Origin of the sequence: Micromonospora fiedleri (assembly GCF_016774385.1) — a bacterium.
Taxonomy (GTDB): Bacteria; Actinomycetota; Actinomycetes; order Mycobacteriales; family Micromonosporaceae; genus Micromonospora; species Micromonospora gifhornensis.
The window spans coordinates 1-22,059 of the sequence record NZ_JAETXL010000017.1 but is presented as its reverse complement, the minus strand read 5'-3'; the positions used below and the strand labels follow the sequence as shown (position 1 = coordinate 22,059).

Below are 22,059 nucleotides of genomic sequence, written 5' to 3'. Positions count from 1 at the left end.
CGCCACCGGCACCGATGCCGGCGACATCACCAACACCGCCGACAGCAGGAGGAGGACCCGTGACCACCACGCCGCTACCCGCCCACACCGCACCCCCACTACTCGACCCGATCTTCCTCACCGACCTCGACCGGCTCGACATCAGAACCAACCAGCGGATCCTGGAGATCGGTGCCGGTACCGGCAATGTCACCGCCCGCCTGGCCCAACTCGTCGGCCGCTACGGGTCAGTCACCGCAGTCGACGCCGACACCAGCCAGCTCACTCCCACCAGCGTCATCGACCTCGCCCCACGGGACCTCGACCGAGAGATGCTGCCCGGCAAGCTGGACAGCTACGACCACATCATCGCCCGCTGGCCCCACCCACTACGCGACCCCATCGACGTGCTGGAGCAGATGATCGCCCGGCTGCGGCCGGACGGCTGGCTCGTCCTCGCCGACTTCACACCCACCCCGCCGCGGATCCACCGAGCCCCCGACAACGAAGACGCCACCCTCATCCACGCCGTCATGCAGCAGCTCCACACCACCATCACCAACCGTGACGGCGGCACCTGGACGGCCGACCCCGAAACCCTCCTCCTGAACAACGGCATAGTGCAGTACTGCGTCCACACCACCACCGAAACCTGGACCGGAGGCGGCCCCGGAGGCCGCCTCGTCACCGGCGTCGTCACACACCGACGGCCCCACCTCACCGGCATCACCGACGCGGACGCCGACCGGTTCGCCGCGCTCATGGCCGACCCCACGGTGCTCCTGAGTTCCTACGAACGCCGCTTCATCCATGCCCGCAAGGGCAACTAAGACCAGGGCGGCATTGAGATGAGACACCGGATCCGCACCGCCCGGTGGACTGAGATGGACCATGTCGCGGGAATGATCGCCGCCGCGCTCTATCCCACCCCGCTCGGCGCATGGCTGGTCCCCGATCTGGACCAGCGCGGCAAAGTCCTGGCCGCTGTCACCAAGATCTGGATCGAGCACGCGATGTTCTACGGCGACATCTACCTCAGCGCTGACGGCGGCATCACCGCCGCCGCCGTCTGCTTCCACCGGTACCGGCCGCTGCCACCACCGGCCAACTACCCGACCCGCCTCGCCGACGCCGCCGGCCCGCACACCAACCAGTTCGCCGCCCTCGACAACATCATCGCCAACAACCAGCCCACCGAGGCGCACTACCACCTCGCGTACCTCGCTGTGCACCCCCACCACCAGCGATCCCGCCTGGGCACCGCACTGATGACGCACCTCCGCAGCCAGCTCGACGGGATCGAACTGCCGTCATGGACCATGACCATTCCGGACGGACTGCGCCTCCTCGCCCGCAGCGGCTACACAGCCCAGCCGGCGATCACACTCGCAAACGGTCCGGCCCTGCACCCGATGAGCCATGACATCCCTCATCGCGACGGCAGCACGACGTCGACCACCCACTACAGACAGGCCCCACAGGGCTAACGCCGCCGACTCGTACGTCACCGCAGGCCCAGACGGGACCGCGCTCATGAAGGTTTCGCGAGACTCATCTGCCGCCAGGGCTGGCGCATTGTGGGCAGTGCCATCAGGCGATGACCCAGGTCACTCAGCCCAGTACCGAGCCCGGATACCAGTGTCAACCCGGCTGCCGGGGGAGGCCCTCGACGCTGTCGTGGTTGCCGACACTGTTGGCCGAGCGATTCTGCGCCACGCGCCCCGAACCCTTCCCGTTACTGGCATGCCAACACCGCCGTACTTGGCCACGGCGTACGCCGATCGCTTCCTCGCCCGCGTCACCGTCGGCGCATCCGCAGCGGACAGCACCCATCGGTCGGCTACTGGCCCGTCCGCGACCGGTGCCGGACTGCCACTGACGGCAGGGTCACGGAGACAAGAACCCCGGCGCGGTCCCCATCCATTGACCCGCGAGCAACTAACACTTTCCTGACAAACCTCCGGGCGAGGTCTACCACCCAATTCGCTAGATCCACTGGGCGAAGCAGGACGCACGAGTCCGGCAGCCCTCCGACGAGAAGAGTTCCGATGACAGTGCAGGTTGACGATGCCGCCACCGCCTTGCGTCAGGCCATGGTGACTGCGTTGCGCGACGAAGGTCTGATCACCACCCACAGGGTGGCTGCAGCGATGAACGCGGTGCCCAGGCATGACTTCGCACCGGGCGAACCACTGGAGAAGGTGTATCAGACCAACACCACACTGGTTCCGAAAATCGACGGCCAGGGGCGTCAGACCAGCGTGGTTTCTGCCTCGCACATTCAGGCCATCCAGCTCGAACAGGCCGACGTAGGGCCAGGCATGAAGGTGCTGGAGATCGGTTCGGGCGGGTACAACGCCGCCCTGATCGCGGAGATTGTCGGGCCGACGGGTTCGGTGACGACCGTAGACATCGACGCCGACATCGTGGACCGCGCCCGCGCGGGCCTGCACAGGGCCGGGTACGAGCAGGTCAACGTGGTGCTCGCCGACGCGGAGCACGGCGTGGCAGCGTACGCGCCGTATGACCGGATCATTGTCACGGTCGGGGCGTGGGACATCCCGCCCGCCTGGCTCGATCAGCTCACCCCGAACGGCCGGATCGTCGTGCCGCTGCGCTTCGCCGGGATCACCCGCCTGGTCGCCTTCGACCGCGCCCCCGGCAGGTCGGTGCTGGCGGCCAGCAACTACCGGCTCGGCTCGTTCGTGCCGATGCAGGGCGACGGCGCCGCCAGCGAGCAACTGATCCCGGTCACCCCCGACGTCGGGCTGCGCCTCGATCAGGACAGCGCTCTCACCTTCGATGTGCCAGCGCTGCGCAAGGCGCTTCACACCAAGCCGGTGGAGAGATGGTCGGGCACGCCGTTCGACATGCCTGACGAACTGGAGCTGTACCTGTTGACCAGCGGGCCGGAAATGCCGCTGATTCACGCCGCGCAGGCCGCGATTGATCAGGGCGTGGTCAACCGCACGGTCCGAATCGGCACTCCCACACTGGTACGCGGCGGCACTCTCGCCTACCGCATCAAACGGGAGAACCCGCAGACCGTCAGCGGCTACGAGACCGGTGTCATCGCCCACGGGCCGGACGCCGAGCAAGTCAGTGGGGAACTGCTCGCCATGATCCGCGCCTGGGCCGGCGGCTACTACCGGCGCGGCGCTGCCCACATCATTTACCACCCGCACACCGGCGACACCAGCGGTCTGACCGGGTGGCACACCACCAAGCGACACGGCGTCCTGGCTGTCACCTGGCCCTAGAAGACTTCGGCGCCCCCTCTGCGGCCCGCGCCGGAGAAACCCCTATCACTCCACATCAGGAGGTTGTCATGGCACAGCTCGCCACGGTTCAGCCCGACATCGAGGGCGGCTCTCTCGATGACTTCGATCTCGACATCGAATTCATCGAGGCCGGCGGCACCGTCGAGCACATCATCAGGATGACCGAGGACAACTGCGGCAACACGTGTGAGTCGGCCTGCACCAGCTGCTGACCAGCCGCATCCGCTGGTGGCCCGCTCTGATGCCAGCCCAATCCACGGCAGGCCGTACAGCGAGCCATCGACACCAGGGCAGGAGTGCCCGGCCTGACGAAACGTGCCCATGCGGGCCGGGCACTCCGCACCCGCCAACAGATGAGCACGCCTCAGGGGAGGTTGGTGTGTATCGCAGCGTGAACGACGCCTTGATGCTGCGGGCAGCTCTACTTCGCCCCGGCCAGCTCGGCGCATGGCCTGACCTGACCAGCAGCGACGCGGCGGCCAATTGGCGGGCATGGCTCAGCGAGACGTTGACGGTTCCGGGGTTCGCGACGGCCTTGACCCACGCGTCGCCGGACCTCGCCGAGCGCGTCACCGCGACCATCAACGGCGGCCTGCGGCAGGCCGACGCCCGCCGGGTCGTGCTCTCGGTCATGCGCTATCTGCTACGCGCCACGACCCGTGCCACACCGTACGGCTTGTTCGCGGGCGTTGCTCCCGCCACCGCGAGCCGCACCGGCAGCATCCGTTGGGGCACCGCACACCGACGCGTCGCCCGCCTCCGGGCACCCTGGCTGGCCTCCGTCATCGATCGGCTGGAGTCCGACGTGCGGCTGCGCCAGCACCTGTTGGTACACGTGAACAACCTGCTCGTCGAGCGGTCGGGGAAGCTCGTGCTGGGATACCGGGCCGCTACGAGCGACCCCCAGGGCGCGCCGGCACATCTGCGCATCACAGCTACCGACGTGATCCGCGCGGCTCTGGCGCTGGCGGCTGAGCCGATCCGGTGGGCCGACCTCACCGGCAAACTGATGGCCGACTGTGGGGTGCCGCGCGAGGGCGCGCAGCGGCTGGTCGGCCAGATGGTGGCACAGCGATTGCTGTTGACGAGCCTGCGCACACCGTCGACCGACACCAACCCCCTCACGCACCTCCTGGTTCAGCTGGAGACCGCCGCAGCCGAAGGCGGCGATGTGGGTGCTCTCCGTGATCAGCTGCGCCGCGTGCGCGACCTGAAGGCCCGACACGACGGCGCACCGGACGAGTCCGACGCCGCAGGCCACCGCCGGGAGCTTGGCAGAGCCGCCGCCGCAGTCCAGCCCGAGCATGCGGTCGGGATCGATCTGCGCCTGGACTGCGACCTCGTCGTCCCGACGACGGTAACGGCCGAGGCGTGCCGTGCCGCTGCCGCGCTGACCCGCCTCGCCCGGCCGACATCCGCGGGATGGCGGGACTGGCACGCGCGTTTCCTGCACCGGTACGGCCTGCACGCCCTCGTCCCGGTCCTGGACGCCGTCGATGCTCAGGTGGGTATCGACTACCCGGACGGCTTCACCGCTACGCCAGCCACAGACTCGGCAGCATTGACCGACAGGGACCGTAGACTGCTCGCCTTGGCGCAGCGGGCCGCCTTGCGCCGCGAACACCAGGTCGTCCTTGACGACGCGGCGCTGCAGGCGCTGGCCGGCCCGCCGCCGACCGAGATCCCGCCCACCGCCGAACTCACCGTCCGCGTCCACGCCGACTCCCTCCAGGCCATCACGCGGGGCGATTTCCTCCTATCGGTGGTGCGCGCATCCGCGCAAGCCTTCTCGACTGCGGGCCGGTTCCTGGACCTGTTCAGCGAGACCGAACGGCACCGGATGGCCGTGCGTGCCGCCGACAGCCCGACCGCCTGCGATCGGGCGCTGCCCGCCCAACTGTCGGCTGTCACCCGCTACACCGTCAGCCTGGATGTCAACCGTGCAGCCCAGCTGCTGCCACATCTGATCCCGGTCGGTGAACACCACGCGCCGTCGCAGGCCACGATCGGCCTGGACGACATCGCCGTTACCGCCGACGCGCGTCGCCTGTATCTGGTATCGATCTCTCGCCGCCGTGCGTTGCAGCCGATCGCAGTCAACGCGGTCGAGCCCGTACGCCACGCTCACCCTCTAGCCCGCTTCCTGGCCGAAGCGCCGGTGGCTCTCGCCACCCGCTGCTCGCCGCTGGAGTGGGGGCCAGCGGCCAAAGGTTTACCGTTCCTGCCCGCGCTGAGGTACGGCCGGACCCTCCTGAGCCCCGCGCGGTGGCACCTGAACGCTGCTGAACTACCCGACCGGACAGCCCCGGCGTGGCGGTGGAGCCAGGCGCTCGCCGCCTGGCTCGACGTCACCGGCTGCCCCAGCGCCGTCTCGCTCGGTATCGGCGACCAGACCCTCGGCCTCGACCTCAACGAGCCCGCTCACCAGGCGCTGCTACGCGACCACCTGACCCGCAACCCCACCGCCCTGCTGCGCCTCAACCCCGACGGCGACGCCTGGATCGGCGGGCACCCACACGAGATCGTCATCCCGTTGACTGCCACCACCCCGAGGCCACCAGCGCCCCGCCTCGCCAGCCCTCCGGTCGACATCCGGACCCACGGCAGCCTGCCCGGCAGCGACCACCATTACCTGAAGATCTATGCCCGGCCCGAGGAACAGGCCACCATCCTGAACACCCATCTGCCCAGGCTTCTATCCCGGCTCCCCGGTGCGGGCAGGTGGTGGTTCCTGCGCTACGCCGACCCCGAGCCACACCTACGACTACGGATCTGCGGCCTGCCCATCGACGTCGTTACCGGCTGGACCCGAGAGCTGGCCGACGCCGACCTGACCCAGCGAGTCCAGTGGGACACCGACTTCGGCGAGCCCGGCCGCTTCGGCAGCCCGGCCGCCTACCAGGCGACGACCGCCGTGTTTGCAGCCGACTCCGCAGCCGCACTCGCCCAAACGGCCGTCACCGCGCGACGTCCGACTCTCAACTGGCAAGCGTTGACCGCCGCCAGCATGGTCGACCTCGTTACGGCGGTCATCGGCGATCCACACGATGCCCTGGGATGGCTGATAGCCCATGCCCGCACACACCGGCCAGCACCCCCACGAGCCGTCTACGACCAGGCCATCCACCTGACCAACCGGAACAACCCCACCGCCGTGGCGTCCCTGCCCGGCGGCGAGAACCTGATAGACCGCTGGACTGAACGCCGCCACGCCGTGGCCGTCTGGCGCGACAACCTGCCCACGATCAGCGCCGTCCCGCCGGTCGAATTGCTGCCCGACCTGCTGCACCTGCACCACGTCCGCGTCGCCGGGCCCGACCTCGACAGCGAACGAGCCTGCCTGCACCTCGGCCGCGCCGCCGCGCTGAGCTGGACGACAAGGAGCACCCCGTGACCACCCCAACCCTCACCGCCAGCCCATCGGATGCGCTCGCAGCGGTCTGCGCGAGACTCGCCAGCCCTTCCATCGTTGGCCCGTCACCCGACGGTCGGACCCGGCCACAATCGCTGGCCGCAGGCGCGGCCGGCATCGCCCTGCTGCACATCGAACGGGCCGTCGCCGGACACGGCGACGAAGCCACCGCCCACCGCTGGATACACGCCGCAGCCAGCGAGCCGGTCAGCATCGGCCGCAACGCCGACCCCTTCCACGGCGCCCCCGCACTGGCGTTCATGCTGCACACCGCCCGCCCCCTCGGCGGCTACCACCGCGCCTTCGCCAAGCTCAACGACGCCACGATCACCCTCACCCGGCAACGGCTGGCCGCCGCCCACGCCCGCATTGACCGCCGCGAACCACTGACCATGTGCGAGTTCGACCTCGTCCACGGCCTGACCGGGCTCGGCCTCTACCACCTGCACGCCCACCCCGACCACCCCGTCAGCCACCACCTGATCGGCTACCTCGCCCGCCTCACCGAACCCCTCAGCGACCACACCACCCAGCCGCCGTGGTGGCTGCCCTCCGGGCTCGGCGGCACACCACACCCCGACTTCCCCCACGGCCACGGCAACATCGGCGCTGCCCACGGCATCAGCGCAGTCATCGCCCTGCTCGCCTACGCCATCCTCCACGGCCACGACACACCCGCAGCCCTCACCGCCCTCACCGCCCTGTGCGACTGGACCGACCACCACCGCCACGACGACCCTGCCGGAACCTGGTGGCCCGGCTACGTCACCCCCGACACCACCCCACGACGGCACCGGCCCTCCTGGTGCTACGGAACCCCCGGCATCGCCCGCGCTCAACAACTCGCCGGTCTCGCCCTACATGACGAGGCCCGCCACGAGCAGGCGGAGACAGCGGTGCTCGCCGTACTGTCCGACGAGAGCCAGCGTGACCGGCTTCCTGAGATCGGCCTGTGTCACGGCAAAGCCGGACTCCTCCAAGCGGCCTGCCGCATGGCCACCACCAGCACCAACCCGCACCGCTCAACCCAGCTCACCGCCCAGCTTCCCGGCCTCGCCACCGAGCTTTCCAATCAGCTCGCCACCGACACCTGCGGCGATCCGGAGCTGATGAACGGTGCCGCCGGAGCCGCACTCGCCGTCCACACCGCCACCACCGGCAGGCCGGCCACCGGCTGGGACGCCTTCCTCGCCCTCACCTAACCGAGGAGAGCACTGATGACGGCACCCGAATGGCGACAAACCACGATCACCTTCCCTGACCCCCATGCCGCAGAACAGACAGCCAGCAGGCATCTCGCGCCGATCCTGGCCAAAGCCGAAGCCCGCCACCTCATCACCACCTGGTTCTACGTACGCAAAGACAACTGGCGGCTGCGCTACCTCCCCACCGACACCACGACCAACGCCGACCGCTACCTGACCAGCGAGCTGGAACGGCTCACGCACGACCGCCATTTCCGCGCTGCCGTCCCCGGCATCTACGAACCCGAAACCCACGCGTTCGGCGGCCCCGAGGCTATGGACATCGCCCACCGGCTCTGGCACCACGACAGCCGCCGCCTACTTGCCCGTAGCACCGCCCAGCTAGCCGCCCACCAACGCGAGCTATCGATCATGCTCTCCGCGGCGATGATGCGAGCGGCGGGCCTCGACTGGTACGAACAAGGCGACGTGTGGGCACGCGTCGCCGACCATCGGGACCGACCCCCGCCCGCGCTCATCGACGCCCACCAGCAGTCCTTACAGCGACTCCTCACGGTGGACCCCGCGAGCCTGACCCGCGAGGGGACGCCGCTGGCCGCCGCCGGCACGTGGTTCGAGGCGCATACCGCCGCAGGCGACACCCTCAACCGGCTCAACCAAACCGGACGGTTGCGGCGCGGTCTCCGTGCGGTACTGGCTCACCATGTGATCTTCGCCTGGAACCGCCGCAGCATTCCCGGCCTCCATCAAGCGGCCCTCGCCCATGTCGCCAAAACCATCATCTTCGGCCCGGACCCAGCGCCGCGCGTTCTCACACCGGGTGGTGACTCATGAACCCGGCAGTTGCCGGCAGGTTCCCGTTGATCGCCCGGCCCCGGCCCGCCTGCACGCCCCTGGCCCGGCGCGTAGCCGATCTTCAAGAACGCGCCCACCTCGCCAGCAAGGACCGCGACGTGGCCGCAGCGACCGCAGTCTTCAACCTCGCCGCCCTCCTGGCCTCCGACTGCGGCCTGCCCGATCTGGCCCGCGCCTGGTGCCACCGGCTCGCCACCATCGCACTCGCCCACGACAGTGAACCCCAACACGCACTCGAACCCATCGTGAACCTCGCCCGCCTCCACATCCGCGCAGGCGACGGCCCCGCCGCCTGGACCCTGCTCGAAACCCTCTTCCAGGCAATCGACACCCGCACCGACACTCTGATCGACAGCCTCACCATCCCCGCCGCCCGCCTCACCGACACACCCGGCGCCCACACCAAGACACGAACGTGGCTATGGACCGTCCTACTCGGCACCGGCGCCCACGCCCTCGCCACCGCAGGCCAATGGGACGAAGCCGGCCACCGCCTGAGCCAGTACAAAGGAGTCGGCCAGCGCATGCTCGACGGCAGGCAGATAGCGGTCATCGCCCACGTCGTAGCAGGCCGCCACCGGCAGGCACGCGCGATGCTAGACGCCACCCAACGCGGCGAACCCTGGGAAGACGCCGTCACCGCCTGCCTGCTCCTGCTGATGCCGGACTCCAACCTCGCAGACGACCAGGAGGCCAGGGCGCTGACCGCCTACCACGCCCTCGGACCCGCCAAGCCCGGACTTACTGTCTTCCACACCCGGCTCGGCCTCACCCTGTTGGACACCCTCGGCCAAGATCACCCAGCTGCCGAGCAGATTACCGTCGAACTGATCCACCACGCTGCGGGCGACGGGTACGCCGCACGCGATCTGCTGACTCGCCCCACCTGCCTCGCGGCCACCCGCCACCACCCGGCGAACCAGCTCAAGGCGCTTGTATCAGCATGCGGCTTGGACCACGGCACCATGCCGACGGCGCAGCTGAGAACTCTGCTCCGCGCGCTCGACCTCGCCGAATCGGTCATAGCGGGCTCTCGCGGGCGCTCTGCCAGCCGGCGGGCAGCTCCCGGCCTCACTGATTAGGCAACTCCTCGAAGGCGGGCTGTCGGCAGATTGAGATGATGGCCGGTCGGTCACCAGGAGGATGCGGGTAGTGCGCGTGGCCGCCACCCCGCGTGCGCGGGGAGCAGGTGGCCGAGAACACCGCGCAGCTCCGGCAGGCGGGATCACCCCCGCGTGCGCGCGGAGCAGTCCACCAAGGCCACTGCCCGGCAGGTGGTTCCCGGGATCACCCCCGCGTGCGCGGGGAGCAGGGCACCACCAATCGGCGGATGATGTTTGCAATGGGATCACCCCCGCGTGCGCGGGGAGCAGGAACTGCGCGACCAGGCTGACGCGCCTGGGCGGGGATCACCCCCGCGTGCGCGGGGAGCAGGGCTCCACGGCGTGGACGCAGTTCCAGTCGTCGGGATCACCCCCGCGTGCGCGGGGAGCAGCTGCTCGGCCGGGACCGCCCGGTGGCAGCGGTGGGATCACCCCCGCGTGCGCGGGGAGCAGGACCGCACCCGGGACCGGTGGGCCGCCCGCGCGGGATCACCCCCGCGTGCGCGGGGAGCAGGTCCCCGCCACCGTCACCGGCTGCGCGTGGATGGGATCACCCCCGCGTGCGCGGGGAGCAGACTCTGGGTCAAGGGGTTGTGGGTAGAGGGTTCGGATCACCCCCGCGTGCGCGGGGAGCAGACGCTGATCCCGGGGTCGAAGCGGATCACCATGGGATCACCCCCGCGTGCGCGGGGAGCAGCCCCCACCAACGTGGATGCGTTCCTCGGCTACGGGATCACCCCCGCGTGCGCGGGGAGCAGGAGACACGAGCAGAGCGGCGCCCGCGATGATGGGGATCACCCCCGCGTGCGCGGGGAGCAGTGGGCGGCCAGCCAGAAACCCACGCACATCCCGGGATCACCCCCGCGTGCGCGGGGAGCAGCAGACCCTCGCCGTGTGGGTGGCGGGTAGCGCGGGATCACCCCCGCGTGCGCGGGGAGCAGTACCAGGACCGCTGGTTGCCGACGATGTCCCACGGATCACCCCCGCGTGCGCGGGGAGCAGTCCGGCGAGGCCACCACCGTGCCGTCGATGCCGGGATCACCCCCGCGTGCGCGGGGAGCAGAGCTCGGCGATGGTGATCGTCGGCTCCTCCCGGGGATCACCCCCGCGTGCGCGGGGAGCAGTTGTTCCCCGAGTCGATGTAAACGTTGGCCGAGGGATCACCCCCGCGTGCGCGGGGAGCAGGATGCGGCGGGCGGCGGCGATGTCGCGGTGCAGGGATCACCCCCGCGTGCGCGGGGAGCAGTACGACGGGCCCCAGCCGATGACGGACTGCGCGGGATCACCCCCGCGTGCGCGGGGAGCAGAACTCGTGCTGCCTCGGCTGGAGCATGATGTCGGGATCACCCCCGCGTGCGCGGGGAGCAGAGTAGCGTCCCAGGGCGTGAACACGGAAACACGGGATCACCCCCGCGTGCGCGGGGAGCAGCGGTCCCCGGCGCCGGCCACCTTGTCCAGCCCGGGATCACCCCCGCGTGCGCGGGGAGCAGGTCCAGCAGTACACGTCGTGCCAGTGCCAGCCGGGATCACCCCCGCGTGCGCGGGGAGCAGGACTCGAAGGACAAGACGGGTCCGGTGTTGACGGGATCACCCCCGCGTGCGCGGGGAGCAGCCCAACAGTTCCTCGGCCAGCTCACGCTGGATGGGATCACCCCCGCGTGCGCGGGGAGCAGGCTTCTTGACCTGCAGCGCTATAGATCAACCACTCCGATTTCATTCACTCTGGTTCGCAAGATCGGCCCTTTCGACACTCGTGTTGCGAGGGCGGCGCGTGCCTGTTGATGTGCGGCTGGGAGCAGCGTACCGGGCGAATCGCGGGTGGTAGGGCCGCAGATTCGGGCGGCTCGATTCTGGACGACCAGTTTGGTCGTCGCTCCTGGCTGCCGAACTGCCCAGCTTCATCGGGGGTCGATCAGGATGTGAGGCCAAGGGTGCCTGATGTCAGCGCGTCGCTGATCTCGTGGGCGAGTGTGACTCCGGTCGCTGATGCTCGTTCCAGGGTGGTGCGGAATTCGATGAGTTGGCGGAAGGCGTGTCCGTACGCGTGCTGCTGTTCGAGCGCCACGACCGGAATGGACAGCCGCCGGACGTCGATGCGTATAGCCCCGTTGCCGGTGCTGGAGGCGCGTCCGGCGATTCGCCGGTTGTCGCTGCGGGAGATGACGCCGGCGATGAACCACGGGTCGAAGCGGGTGGTGTCGATGCGAATCAGTTGGATGCCGGGTCCGAGTTCGGCGCTGACCTGTTCCGGGGTGGCTACCCATGCGCTGATCCTGCGGCCGATGACGGGGACGAGGATGTCGCCGTGGCGTACCTCAGGTCCCGGCTCGTCGCCTGCGGTGCGGGTCGCCGTGCCGGTGGCCGGGCCGCCGGAGAAGACGTCGGCGGCGGTCAATACGATGCCGGTGACGGTGACACCCGTCGACCGGCTGCGGGTGGGGGCGCGGTGCACGGTGATGCTGCCCGACCGAATAAGGTCGGCGACGTCGGCCTGCGGGGCGCCGCGGAGCGGTCCGTCTGGCACCGGTTGTACCGCTGGCAGGCCGCGCCGCAGATGGTCGAGCAGGTGGTCGAATTCGCCGATTTTGGCGATGATCTGTGCCGGGTCGGTGGCGGGGTCGTTGGCGTGCGGAAGGTGGCGTTGTGGGGTGAGGTCGACCTGGTCGTCGAGGATGTCGATCAGGGGCACGGTGCGATGGACGCCAGGCAGCTCGGCGTATTCGTGTGACCGGTAGGCGCTCCAGGCGGCGCGTACGGTTTCGGTCAGCGGCCGGTCGGTGGTGGTGGTATCGACTACGAGGATGTCGCCGGGGGGTGGCTGGTCTGGGTCGGGTTGGGTGAGCACCCAGATGTGCAGCCCGATGGCGGTGGGCGGCATCAGTCCGGCGGGTAAGGCGACGACGGCTCGTAGCGCGCCGCGGCGGATAAGTTCGGTGCGGACGCGACGGCCGGCGGGGCGGGACGCGGCTGCTGGTGGCATGAGCACGACGGCGGTGCCGCTGGGTGCGAGGTGGGCGAGGGCATGTTGCACCCAGGCGAGTTCGGGTTCGGTGCGTGGGGGCAGACCGTAGGTCCAGCGGGGGTCGTAGGCGAGGCGGTCGTGTCCCCAGTTGTGGATGCCGAAGGGGAAGTTCGCCACGACGACGTCGGCGCGTAGGTCGGGCAGCGCGTCGGCGAGCAGGCTGTCGCCGACGCGCACGACCGGAGGCTCGGCGTTGTCCATGCTGCGTCGGGCGCGCAGGTGCAGCAGCCACAGCCGCAGCAGGGTGATCAGGGCGTACTGCGGGCTGATCTCCTGGGCGTAGCAGCGGGTGGCCGTACCTCGTGTCAAGGCCTGGTCGGCGGCCATCCGCAGGATCGACCCGGTGCCGCTGGTGAAGTCGAAGGTGCGAGTGCCTGGTCCGACGAGGGCCAGAATCACCGCGGATGAGGTCGGCGAGGTCGGTTTGGGAAGCGTCGCGTGACGGTGCGGGCCGGCGTCTGGCGTACGGCTGGGAGGCTGCGCCGGGCGCGGTCGAGTAGTTTTCGAGATCGTTGACGTCGGCGAGGATCTGGCTCGGGTTGGTGGCGAGTTCGTTGGCCCTCGGTTGGTAGCGCTGTAGGGTCAGGTGACTTCGTCATCGAGCATTTCGGTGGCCGGCAGGTGCGGTGGACGCTGGGTTGTTCGGCGTAGTGATCGGACTGGTGGGCCGCCCTGGGGGCACCGGTGATCTGGCTGAGGGCCCGGTCGGCCGAGGCGGCGGTAGCGTCGACGACGAAGAGGTCCGCGGCGCGTGGGCTGCTGGGGGTCGGGCTGACTGAGGACCCAGGTGTGCAGTCCGATATTGGTCGGCGGCATCGGGCCGACGGGGGTGGCGATGACGCCCCAGAGCGCGTGACGCCGGATCAGTTCTGTGCAGACCCGGAGGCCGGCGGTGCGGTCTGTGGCTGCCGGGCATGAGCGTCGTTGCCATTCGGGTAGATGTGCTGAGTCGGCGGATGTTGATCCTTCTTGGGGAGCAGTGCGGCTGGCGGATTGACTGTTCGGGCCGAGCTCCGGTCACGTAACGGACGTTCGGCCAAGTCGAGCAGCGCGGAAAGACCGCACTGAGTTTTTTGGCGCCAGTCGCCTATCTGACAGGGGTCTTGGAAAACGTGGTGTGACCGGCCACTCTCGGGCGTCTTCAGCTGGTTGTAGGTGGCGCTATAGCTGCCGAGTGCCGTAGAGGCGTCGTCGACTGCGGGCCGATGGGCGAGTGTTGGTGTCTGAGCACGAGCGAATAGATGTACGGGTCTTCTGGGGCAAGGCGGGTAAGTCCAAGCAGGGAGAGGAGACGGTTCCTCATCCTCTGATCTGTCACACGATCGACACTGCCGCTGTTGCCGAGCTGCTCTACGACAGGTTGCTCAGTTCCACGTGCCGGAGCGAGTTCGCTGCCGCGTTCGAGCCGTTGGGCGCGACGCCAGCCGCGTGGGTCGGCCTGTTTTGTGGGCTGCATGACCTCGGGAAGCTATCCCCGGCCTTCCAAGCACTCCGGGCGGACGTAGTCGTAAACGCTCTTCCTCCGGCGGCAGCAGCGCAGACGCGCCGGTTGAGCAGGGTCCGGTCGTCGGGTAGGCGTACCGACACGTTCCACGGCATCCTGACGGCGTACCACATCCGGCGGCTGCTCACCGATTGGGGGACGTCGTCTACGACGGCTCACACCCTGTCCCAGGCCCTGGGCGGGCATCACGGCTGGTTCTTCTCCCCCCAGGTCGTCCTCAATGCCGAGTTGGCGGTCAATGACCACGGCGGACACATCTGGGCCCGCTGGGTGGAGCAGCTGGTTTGCCGGACCGCGCAGCTTCTCGGGCTGCCCGATCCGCGCACCGCGCCATGGGCGAAGGCGACGCTCGGCAGCGGGGCGGCAGTCGGGCTGGCTGGCCTGACAACGGTGAGCGACTGGATCGCTTCAGGCTCGATTAACAAGGCCACTCACGCTGGCAGCGATATCGACCTGGCGGAGTACGTCGGAGTCGCTCGATCCCGGGCGCACGAGCAGGTTGTCGAGCGTCTGGGCTGGTCGCAGTGGCAGCCCGCTGGGGACCTCAACTTCATGTCGTTGTTCGACCAGGCGCCGCGGCCCCTCCAGGGCGCCGTTCAGCGTCTGGTCGCCGCGGTGTCGCGTCCAGGAGTTCTGGTGATCGAGGCACCGACCGGTGAAGGGAAGACGAAAGCGGCCTTGCAGGCGACCATCAGCCTGATCTGCCAGCTCCGACTGGCAGGGTTCTTCATCGCGATGCCGACCCGGGCCACCAGCAACCAAATGTTCGACGAGGTCGACCGGCTGCTGACCGGGCTTGACCACGGGCTGTCGGTGAAGTTGCTGCACGGCGCCGCTGCGGATTATCTGACTGATCGCCGGTCGCCAACGGTCCTCGCGGATGTCGTCCAACCGGAACACATCGGCACCGATGCTGCGGATGGTGCCCAAGACGAGACTGTCCGAGAGTGGTTCACCCAGCTGCGCTCATTGCTGGCGCCGTTCGCGGTGGGCACCGTCGACCGGGTCCTCAAGGGCGGAATCCGCTCTGCGTGGGCACCCGTGCCACTGGTCGGCCTCTCCAATCGGGTCCTCGTCCTCGACGAGGTCCACGGCTATCAGGTCTACATGTCGACGATCCTGGACCGGCTGCTGTGGTGGCTCGGCTGGCTGGGTGTACCGGTGATCCTTCTGTCGGCGACCCTGCCCCGGATACGACGGGAGGAGTTGCTGCGCCACTGGTACGCCGGATCCCGGCAAGCGCACCCACACGCCGTCGAACTGCCGGTCCCGGCACTCGGCTACCCGCACGCGATCTGGTGCGACGGCCGGGGCGTCCCCAAAGCGGTACAGACCACCGCGTCGGACATCAACACGGCCCGCCGGATCAGCCTGCACCGCCTCGCCGATGACGAGCTGGCGTCCTGGGCGCTGAAGCAGGCCCGCGCCGGCTACGGGGTGGCGATTATCCACAACCTGGTACGGCGAGTCGACCAGACTGTGGCGCTGCTCGACGAGGCAGTCGCAGCGCTGCCTATGGAGCAACGGCCGACGATTGTGTCGCTCACCGGCGGCCTGCCTGCCGGTAGGCGGGCTGCGGTCGAGAAGGAACTGCGGACGCTGTTCGGTCGCCATGGGCAGCGCGCCCCACACGCGGGATACATCGTCGTCGCCACCCAGGTGTTGGAGCAGAGCCTCGACCTGGACTTCGACGCGGTGGCCAGCGACTTGGCGCCGATCGACAGCCTGATCCAGCGCGCCGGACGGCTACACCGGTTCCGTCCCATCGACCCGCACACCCCACCCACCCTGGTCTTGACCGGGGTGACCGAGACGGCGGCCGGCCCGGGTTGGCCCGCGCACACCATTCGCATCTACCAGGATGCGATCCTGCTGCGTACCTGGGCGTTGCTGCGCGGCCGGAAAGCGTTGCGGATGCCTGACGAGGTACCTGCGCTCGTGGACGCCGTCTACTCGGATCCGGACACCATCCACTATCCGCCTGAGTGGGGCGCGCGATGGCGTACCGCGTCCGACAAGCTCGACCGGGCCCGTCGAGCGGAACGGAAAACCGCGACCGCACTCTACCTGCCGGCGCCGACCCGCGACGACGCCCTGTTTGAGCTGACCAGGCATCCGAGGAACAGCAGCCAGACCCGCAAACCGGACGGGAGAGGACGGGAGACATCGCCGTGATGGATGAGCATGAGGCAATCGCTCTGCCTAGCTCGGTCGACGTCATCGTCTTGCGTACCGAAAACGACCGCACGATCCCGGTGGCCGGCAGTCGCGCGGTGGACCTCTCGGTCGATCAGCCACCCACTGCCGACCTGCTGTCGGAACTGATGGACGCGATAGTGCGGGTCAGAGCCGACGACGGACACCTGCCCGTCGTGCTGGAGGAGTTGAGAACGATCGCGGTACCGCCCGCCTTCGCCGCCTCACCGTGGCTGGCCCATTGCCGACCCGTCGTCATTCGGAACGACGTCGGCCGGGCCGGAGCATTGTCCGTGCGCTACTCCGACCACGGCGGCCTACGGATCAGCGACCCGGAGACAAACGACGACGGCGACGACCAGGACGGGTGACCGGAGTGCGTTTCAACCTGACCGAGAATCCCTGGCTGCCGGTCGTCCGGCTCAACGGCGCCACCGACGAGGTAGACCTGGTCACCCTGCTGACCCAGGCGCATCGGATACGCCGGATCCTGGGCCAGACACCGCCGATGACCGTGGCGCTGCACCGGATGGTCCTGGCCCTGATGCACCGCGCCTACGGTCCTGTCAACGCCGCAGCCTGGGCCGACATGTGGCGCGCCGACTCGTTACCCACCCCGAAGCTGCCCACCGACCGGTTCGAGCTGTTCGACAACGAGCGGCCATTCTTCCAATGCCCGGCGGTAGCGCAGGTCCCCGCCGCCAGCGCGGCGAAACTGGTGCCCTACCGTGCCGTCGGCAACAACACCACCCTCTTTGACCACACCGTCGCCACCGACCAGGTACGGCTGTCCCCGGCCGAGGCTGCCCGCTGGCTGGTGACCCTGCAGGCCTACGACCCGGGCGGGCTGAAGACGCCGTACGCCAAGGAGAAGTCGTCCCAGGCAGCACCCGGTAACGGGATGGGCATGGTGCTGATCGAGAGCAGCACTCTCAAGGAGACGCTGCTGCTGAACCTGATGCCATACAGCCCCGACGACGGCCTGCCCCGAACGACCGACACCGACGACTGCCCGGCGTGGGAAACCGACCCACCCCGACCCGAACCCGACGCTCGGCACCCGAAGGGCTGGACCGACCTGCTCACCTGGCCATCGCGACGGGTATGGCTAGCCCGGGGCAGCGGCGACGACCCTCACGTCGACCAGGTCGTCATCACTCCCGGCACCCGACTGCTCGGCGAGCCACATGACAACGAATGGATGGCAGCCTACCGCCGCCCCAAGATCAGCGAAGGGCGCGCGAAACGCGGCCAGGCCCCCAAACCACGGTACGGCCCCTGGCGATCCGTCCGCCTCGACGCCCACCGAGGCATCTGGCGCTTCAGCCAGGAACTCCTGCTCGCCCCGACCGGTGCCGCAGAGCGGCACTGGCAGCGACCAGCGGCACTCGACCACGTGGCCCAGATGGTGCTCAACGACATCATCCCCCGCGACGCGGTCTACACCCTGCGGGTCTTCGGCCAACAACTCGACGACAACCGCACCGTGATCGAGCAGGTACTCGAGGAAACGGTCGCCGCGCCCGTCGCCCTGCTCAGAGCCGACTATCCGGTCGCTGGGCCCGTGATCGGGCACAGCATCGAGCTGGCCAACCATGTCGGCAGTGCCCTGACCAAGATGGAGCGCGACCACCGCGCACAATTCCGTGCCGAGGCGGCATCAAGTCTCCACCTGTCGTATTGGCCCCGCCTGACAGACCCGTTCGACGTGTTCCTCCGGACCCTCGCCCAGGCGCTCAGCGCCTCGGCGTCGCCGGTGTCCGTTACCGAGGCGTGGGCCAGACAGATCCGTACGATCGCCGACCAAGCGGCTGTCCGCTGGGCGGAAGGTTCTCCACGACAGGGCCGCAACCTCGAAGTCGCCGGCGAATGCTACGGGCGGTTCACCGAACAGCTCGACCACGAGATATCCGCCTACCACGGCCACCTCGCCGGCTACATCGCCTAGGAGCTACCAGCCATGGACGCCCGCCCACCGATCTACCAGCGACGCGAAACCTTCGTCCGCCACCTCTACGGCCTGCACTACGCCGTCACCTCCGACAACCGGCGACGTTCAGGCGAAGCCCGGCAAACGCTGGCGCGACTACGGCGAGCTTTCTCCGGTGGCAACCGGGAAGCCGAGGCGTACGACGTCGTCTTCCCCTTCGAACCACCCATCGACGAGCAGGATCTCTGGCTGCTGATCGCCGGCCTCTTCGCGTTGCACCCCCACGGCAACACAGCCCGCGGACGCACCCTCGGCACCGCGATGCAGACGCTGGTCGACAAACGTCCGTCAACTGCCCGCCGCTTCACCCAACTGCTCTCACTCGACCCGACCGCGATGCCCCACTACCTGCGCCAAGCCGTTCAACTCCTGCGCACCGAGGACATCGCCATCGACTACCTCCGCTTGCTCAACGATCTGGTCGAGATGCGCTCATCCCGCGAACGCGCCCACCAGATCCGACTGCGCTGGGCACGCGACTACCACAAGCCCACGCGTCCACCGCGCAGCAAGAACAGCCCCACCACCGACCCGCAGCCAGCCGACGGCGCTGTTGTCGAGCCAGTCGACGCCTAACGAGGAGAACAATGATCATCGAGTTGCACCTGCTGCAGTCCTTTCCCGTCAGCAACCTCAACCGCGACGACGTCGGCCAACCCAAAACAGCAACCTTCGGCGGCCAACTCCGCGGCCGCATCTCCAGCCAATCTCTCAAGAGATCAGCCCGGCTGCTGCTGCAACGACACGGACTGGAACCTGACGAAACCGGAATCCGCACCAAACGGCTCATCACCAAGACCGCGACCCTGCTCGGCGAACGCGGCCGCGACGAAGCCGAAGCCGTGGCCGTCGCTTCATCCGGTCTGCTAGCCCTCGGATTCGGGCTCGACAAGCGCAGAAGCGCCCTCACCGAATACCTGCTCTTCGTCGGTACCGACGCGGTGAACCTGCTCGCCGACTACTGCGACCGCGAGTGGGACCGACTCGTCGCCGACGCCGCAGCACGAGCCAAAGCAGCCGAAAAGAAGAAGACCGACAACACCAAGAGCGACACGGCCGACAAGCAGAGCAAGATCAAGCCGGACAAGAAGACGCGGGATGAGGCCAAGCGCATCCTCGACGCCAGCCGTGTCGTAGACGTCGCCCTCTTCGGCCGCATGATCGCAGACAACAAGGACTTCAACGTCAGCGCCGCGTCCCAGGTCGCCCACGCCATCTCAACACACGCCGTGGTCAACGAGTACGACTACTACACCGCCGTCGACGACCTGCAACCAGATGACGAGACCGGCGCCGACATGATCGGCACCGTCGACTTCAACGCCGCCTGCTACTACCGATACGCCAACCTCCACCTCAACCAACTCAGAGACAACCTGCACGGCGACACCGACCTGATGGCCCGCGCCACCCGCGCCTGGCTCCACGCCTTCATCGACGCGATCCCCAGCGGCAAACAGAACTCCATGGCCGCCCTCACACCACCCGAGACGCTGCTCGTCGTCGTCCGCGACACCGGCGCATGGAACCTGGCCAACGCGTTCCTTCAACCCGTCGACACCAATGACCTCATGGTCACCTCAACCCGAGCCCTGTTCGGACACTTCAACCGCCTCCGCCGCTTCTACGGCGACGACAACCTCCGGGCGGTTATCGCCGCCGCCGTCACTACCGACCTGGAAGGCCTCGCCGACCACGAGATCGCACCAAGCCGGCACGAACTGGTGAGCCGAACCCTGGCCGCGACGAAGGTCTGAACGCAGTGCCCATCAGCTCACTCGCCTTCTGCCTCGACGCACCCTTGCAGTCATGGGGCGTCCGATCCCGCGGCAACATCCGCGACACCGGCCGCGAACCCAGCAAGTCAGGCATCATCGGGCTCCTCGCTGCTGCCCTCGGGATCCCCCGCGACAACACTGAATCCCTCACCGCCCTCAATCAACTTCGCATGGGCGTACGCGTTGACCGCGAAGGCATCCTCGAACGCGACTACCAGGTCACCCAGGACATCCCCACTACCACTGGCCGCGGACACCGCAACTCCGTCAGCCACCGCTACTACCTCGCCGACGCCGTCTTTCTCGTCGTGCTCGAAGGCGACGAGAACGCTGGCCTGGACCAGATTGAGGCCGCGCTACGCGCACCGGTCTGGCCGCTGTACCTCGGCCGACGCGCCTTCCCACCCGCACGCCCCCTCATAGCCGCCAATCCCAGCAACAACGCTCTCACCGGAATCGGGCTGACCCACAACCGGCTCGACACCGTCCTGACAACCCACCCGTGGCTGGACGACCGAGACCAGGTCCGCAATGCCAACCTGCATCTCGCCACCCGAACCCCGCTGCGCACCGTCGTCGACTGCCCGGCAGACGCACCAGACGCCGAGGTCCGACTGGACGTCCCCCTCTCGTTCCAACCGAACGACCGCCGGTACACCGCACGCACCGTCCGCACCGCAACCGTGCCCCTGACGGACGAGCTGATCACCGCGAAGGAAACCCCGTGTACCTGAGCAAGCTCACGATCAACGTCTACTCACGCGACTTCCGCCGCGACCACGCCGACATCCGCCAGATGCACCGCACCATCATGGCCGGCTACCCCCACCTGCCTGAAACCACCGCCGCCCGCCAAGCCCAAGCCATCCTGTGGCGCCTCGACAGCATCCACCGCGGCTTCGTCCAGTACATCCAGAGCAGCACCAAACCGGACTGGAGTCGACTTCCCGCCGACTACCTCACCGAACCACCCCAGGTGCGCAGCCTGCAACCATTACTCGACGCCATCACCCCAGGACAACGCTTCGCCTTCCGCCTCGTCGGCAACCCCACCCGCACCGTCGTACGCCCCGCCAACCGAAACCACCCCTTGCCTGAGAACGGCAAACGCCCCCGCGGCATCCGCATCGCCCGACGCAAACCCGAAGAGCAAATCGAATGGCTGATCCGCAAAGGTGACCAGCACGGCTTCGTCGTACCCACGGCCCAAAACGGTCATCCCGACGTATCGCCGTCACCCTGCCTCGACGCAAGCGGACGGGCTCGCCCAGGCGATAAAGGCCCGATCACGATCGAACCAGTCAGGTTCGAGGGCCACCTTGTCGTCACCGACGCCGAGGCCTTCCGCACCGCCGTACAGCGAGGAATCGGCCACGGCAAAGCCTATGGCTGCGGCCTGGTCAGCCTCGCCCGACCCGGTTCAGCCGCCTCCTCGTCGCCCAGGCCGCCACGGTAACGCACCGCGATCGGCGGCTCCAGGTCGCGCGGGAAATGTATCGGATGCGCTTCCCGGGCGAAGACACCACCGCCCTCACCATGCAGCAGCTCCGCGGCAAAGAGGGAGCCCGAGTACGTCGCAGCTACCGCGAGCACGCCAAGCGGACCGGTGTGAACTGGAGCAACCGTGAGTACAACCCAGACGACTTTACCAGCAGCGACCCCGTCAACCAGGCACTGTCCGCCGCCCACGCCTGCCTGTACGGCGTGGTGCACGCCGTCATCGTCGCTGTTGGC

16 protein-coding genes, 1 pseudogene and 1 CRISPR repeat array are annotated in these 22,059 nt (G+C 68.5%); of the genes and pseudogenes, 16 read left to right on the top strand and 1 reads right to left on the bottom strand.

All coding sequences use genetic code 11. The annotated features are described in order from the left end of the window. Nucleotides 1–59: 59 nt before the first annotated feature. The 8 genes from JMF97_RS29200 (at nucleotide 60) to JMF97_RS29165 (ending at nucleotide 9,814) form a co-directional block, all read left to right on the top strand. The gene (locus JMF97_RS29200; RefSeq protein ID WP_203224468.1) at nucleotides 60–809 is read left to right on the top strand and encodes a class I SAM-dependent methyltransferase; all 750 of its coding nucleotides are present in this window, start codon (nucleotides 60–62) and stop codon (nucleotides 807–809) included. Nucleotides 810–863: 54 nt separating this feature from the next. Further along, nucleotides 864–1,466 (top strand): GNAT family N-acetyltransferase, encoded by a 603-nt coding sequence (locus JMF97_RS29195; RefSeq protein WP_238360382.1) that lies wholly within the window; start codon nucleotides 864–866, stop codon nucleotides 1,464–1,466. A 567-nt stretch (nucleotides 1,467–2,033) separates the two neighbouring features. Next, entirely contained in the window at nucleotides 2,034–3,239 is a 1,206-nt protein-coding gene (fxlM, locus tag JMF97_RS29190; protein WP_203224466.1) for a methyltransferase, FxLD system, read from the top strand. 68 nt (nucleotides 3,240–3,307) lie between these two features. Further along, nucleotides 3,308–3,472 (top strand): FxLD family lanthipeptide, encoded by a 165-nt coding sequence (locus tag JMF97_RS29185; RefSeq protein WP_203224465.1) that lies wholly within the window; start codon nucleotides 3,308–3,310, stop codon nucleotides 3,470–3,472. A 167-nt stretch (nucleotides 3,473–3,639) separates the two neighbouring features. Further along, nucleotides 3,640–6,654, top strand: a complete 3,015-nt coding sequence (locus tag JMF97_RS29180; protein ID WP_203224464.1) for a lantibiotic dehydratase — start codon at nucleotides 3,640–3,642, stop codon at nucleotides 6,652–6,654. Beyond that, the gene (locus JMF97_RS29175) at nucleotides 6,651–7,874 is read left to right on the top strand and encodes a lanthionine synthetase C family protein (protein WP_203224463.1); all 1,224 of its coding nucleotides are present in this window, start codon (nucleotides 6,651–6,653) and stop codon (nucleotides 7,872–7,874) included. Before JMF97_RS29180 ends, JMF97_RS29175 begins: the two co-directional genes overlap by 4 nt. Nucleotides 7,875–7,889: 15 nt before the next feature. After that, entirely contained in the window at nucleotides 7,890–8,711 is an 822-nt protein-coding gene (locus JMF97_RS29170; RefSeq protein WP_203224462.1) for a thiopeptide-type bacteriocin biosynthesis protein, read from the top strand. Nucleotides 8,712–8,830: 119 nt separating this feature from the next. Next, entirely contained in the window at nucleotides 8,831–9,814 is a 984-nt protein-coding gene (locus JMF97_RS29165) for a hypothetical protein (protein ID WP_203224461.1), read from the top strand. A 78-nt stretch (nucleotides 9,815–9,892) separates the two neighbouring features. Next, nucleotides 9,893–11,508: direct repeats of the CRISPR family, unit length 29 nt; unit sequence GGGATCACCCCCGCGTGCGCGGGGAGCAG. A 239-nt stretch (nucleotides 11,509–11,747) separates the two neighbouring features. On the opposite strand, the gene JMF97_RS29160 is transcribed toward JMF97_RS29165, so the two are convergent. Then, nucleotides 11,748–13,256 carry an HsdM family class I SAM-dependent methyltransferase gene (locus JMF97_RS29160; protein ID WP_307817135.1) on the bottom strand — a complete coding sequence of 503 codons (1,509 nt, stop codon included), beginning with the start codon at nucleotides 13,254–13,256 and terminating at the stop codon, nucleotides 11,748–11,750. Nucleotides 13,257–14,076: 820 nt separating this feature from the next. Between JMF97_RS29160 and cas3 the strand changes: the two genes are divergently transcribed. From cas3 to JMF97_RS29120, 8 genes and pseudogenes are all read left to right on the top strand, one after another. After that, nucleotides 14,077–16,536, top strand: coding sequence for a CRISPR-associated helicase Cas3' (cas3, locus tag JMF97_RS29155; RefSeq protein ID WP_203224460.1), 2,460 nt, complete (start codon nucleotides 14,077–14,079; stop codon nucleotides 16,534–16,536). Next, on the top strand, nucleotides 16,536–16,928 hold the full coding sequence (locus tag JMF97_RS29150; protein WP_203224459.1) for a hypothetical protein: 393 nt from the start codon (nucleotides 16,536–16,538) through the stop codon (nucleotides 16,926–16,928). The genes cas3 and JMF97_RS29150 overlap by 1 nt, the downstream gene beginning before the upstream one ends. Continuing rightward, on the top strand, nucleotides 16,925–18,505 hold the full coding sequence (casA, locus tag JMF97_RS29145) for a type I-E CRISPR-associated protein Cse1/CasA (RefSeq protein ID WP_203224458.1): 1,581 nt from the start codon (nucleotides 16,925–16,927) through the stop codon (nucleotides 18,503–18,505). Before JMF97_RS29150 ends, casA begins: the two co-directional genes overlap by 4 nt. 12 nt (nucleotides 18,506–18,517) lie before the next feature. Continuing rightward, the gene (gene casB / locus JMF97_RS29140) at nucleotides 18,518–19,123 is read left to right on the top strand and encodes a type I-E CRISPR-associated protein Cse2/CasB (RefSeq protein WP_203224457.1); all 606 of its coding nucleotides are present in this window, start codon (nucleotides 18,518–18,520) and stop codon (nucleotides 19,121–19,123) included. 11 nt (nucleotides 19,124–19,134) lie between these two features. Beyond that, nucleotides 19,135–20,304: a type I-E CRISPR-associated protein Cas7/Cse4/CasC gene (gene cas7e / locus JMF97_RS29135; RefSeq protein WP_203224456.1), complete on the top strand. Its 1,170-nt coding sequence runs from the start codon at nucleotides 19,135–19,137 to the stop codon at nucleotides 20,302–20,304. Between the two features lie 5 nt (nucleotides 20,305–20,309). Then, the gene (gene cas5e / locus JMF97_RS29130; protein WP_203224455.1) at nucleotides 20,310–21,059 is read left to right on the top strand and encodes a type I-E CRISPR-associated protein Cas5/CasD; all 750 of its coding nucleotides are present in this window, start codon (nucleotides 20,310–20,312) and stop codon (nucleotides 21,057–21,059) included. Continuing rightward, on the top strand, nucleotides 21,050–21,781 hold the full coding sequence (gene cas6e, locus JMF97_RS29125) for a type I-E CRISPR-associated protein Cas6/Cse3/CasE (protein WP_203224454.1): 732 nt from the start codon (nucleotides 21,050–21,052) through the stop codon (nucleotides 21,779–21,781). Before cas5e ends, cas6e begins: the two co-directional genes overlap by 10 nt. Further along, nucleotides 21,742–22,059 (top strand): annotated as a pseudogene (locus JMF97_RS29120) (CRISPR-associated endonuclease Cas1); the annotation flags it as partial. The gene cas6e and the pseudogene JMF97_RS29120, both read left to right, overlap by 40 nt.

Bases quoted from the DNA above. Each gene is read 5' to 3' on its own strand.
- JMF97_RS29185 (WP_203224465.1), top strand. From the start codon at position 3,308: ATGGCACAGCTCGCCACGGTTCAGCCCGACATCGAGGGCGGCTCTCTC.
- cas7e (WP_203224456.1), top strand. From the start codon at position 19,135: ATGATCATCGAGTTGCACCTGCTGCAGTCCTTTCCCGTCAGCAACCTC.
- JMF97_RS29170 (WP_203224462.1), top strand. From the start codon at position 7,890: ATGACGGCACCCGAATGGCGACAAACCACGATCACCTTCCCTGACCCC.
- JMF97_RS29150 (WP_203224459.1), top strand. From the start codon at position 16,536: ATGGATGAGCATGAGGCAATCGCTCTGCCTAGCTCGGTCGACGTCATC.
- JMF97_RS29195 (WP_238360382.1), top strand. From the start codon at position 864: ATGGACCATGTCGCGGGAATGATCGCCGCCGCGCTCTATCCCACCCCG.
- casB (WP_203224457.1), top strand. From the start codon at position 18,518: ATGGACGCCCGCCCACCGATCTACCAGCGACGCGAAACCTTCGTCCGC.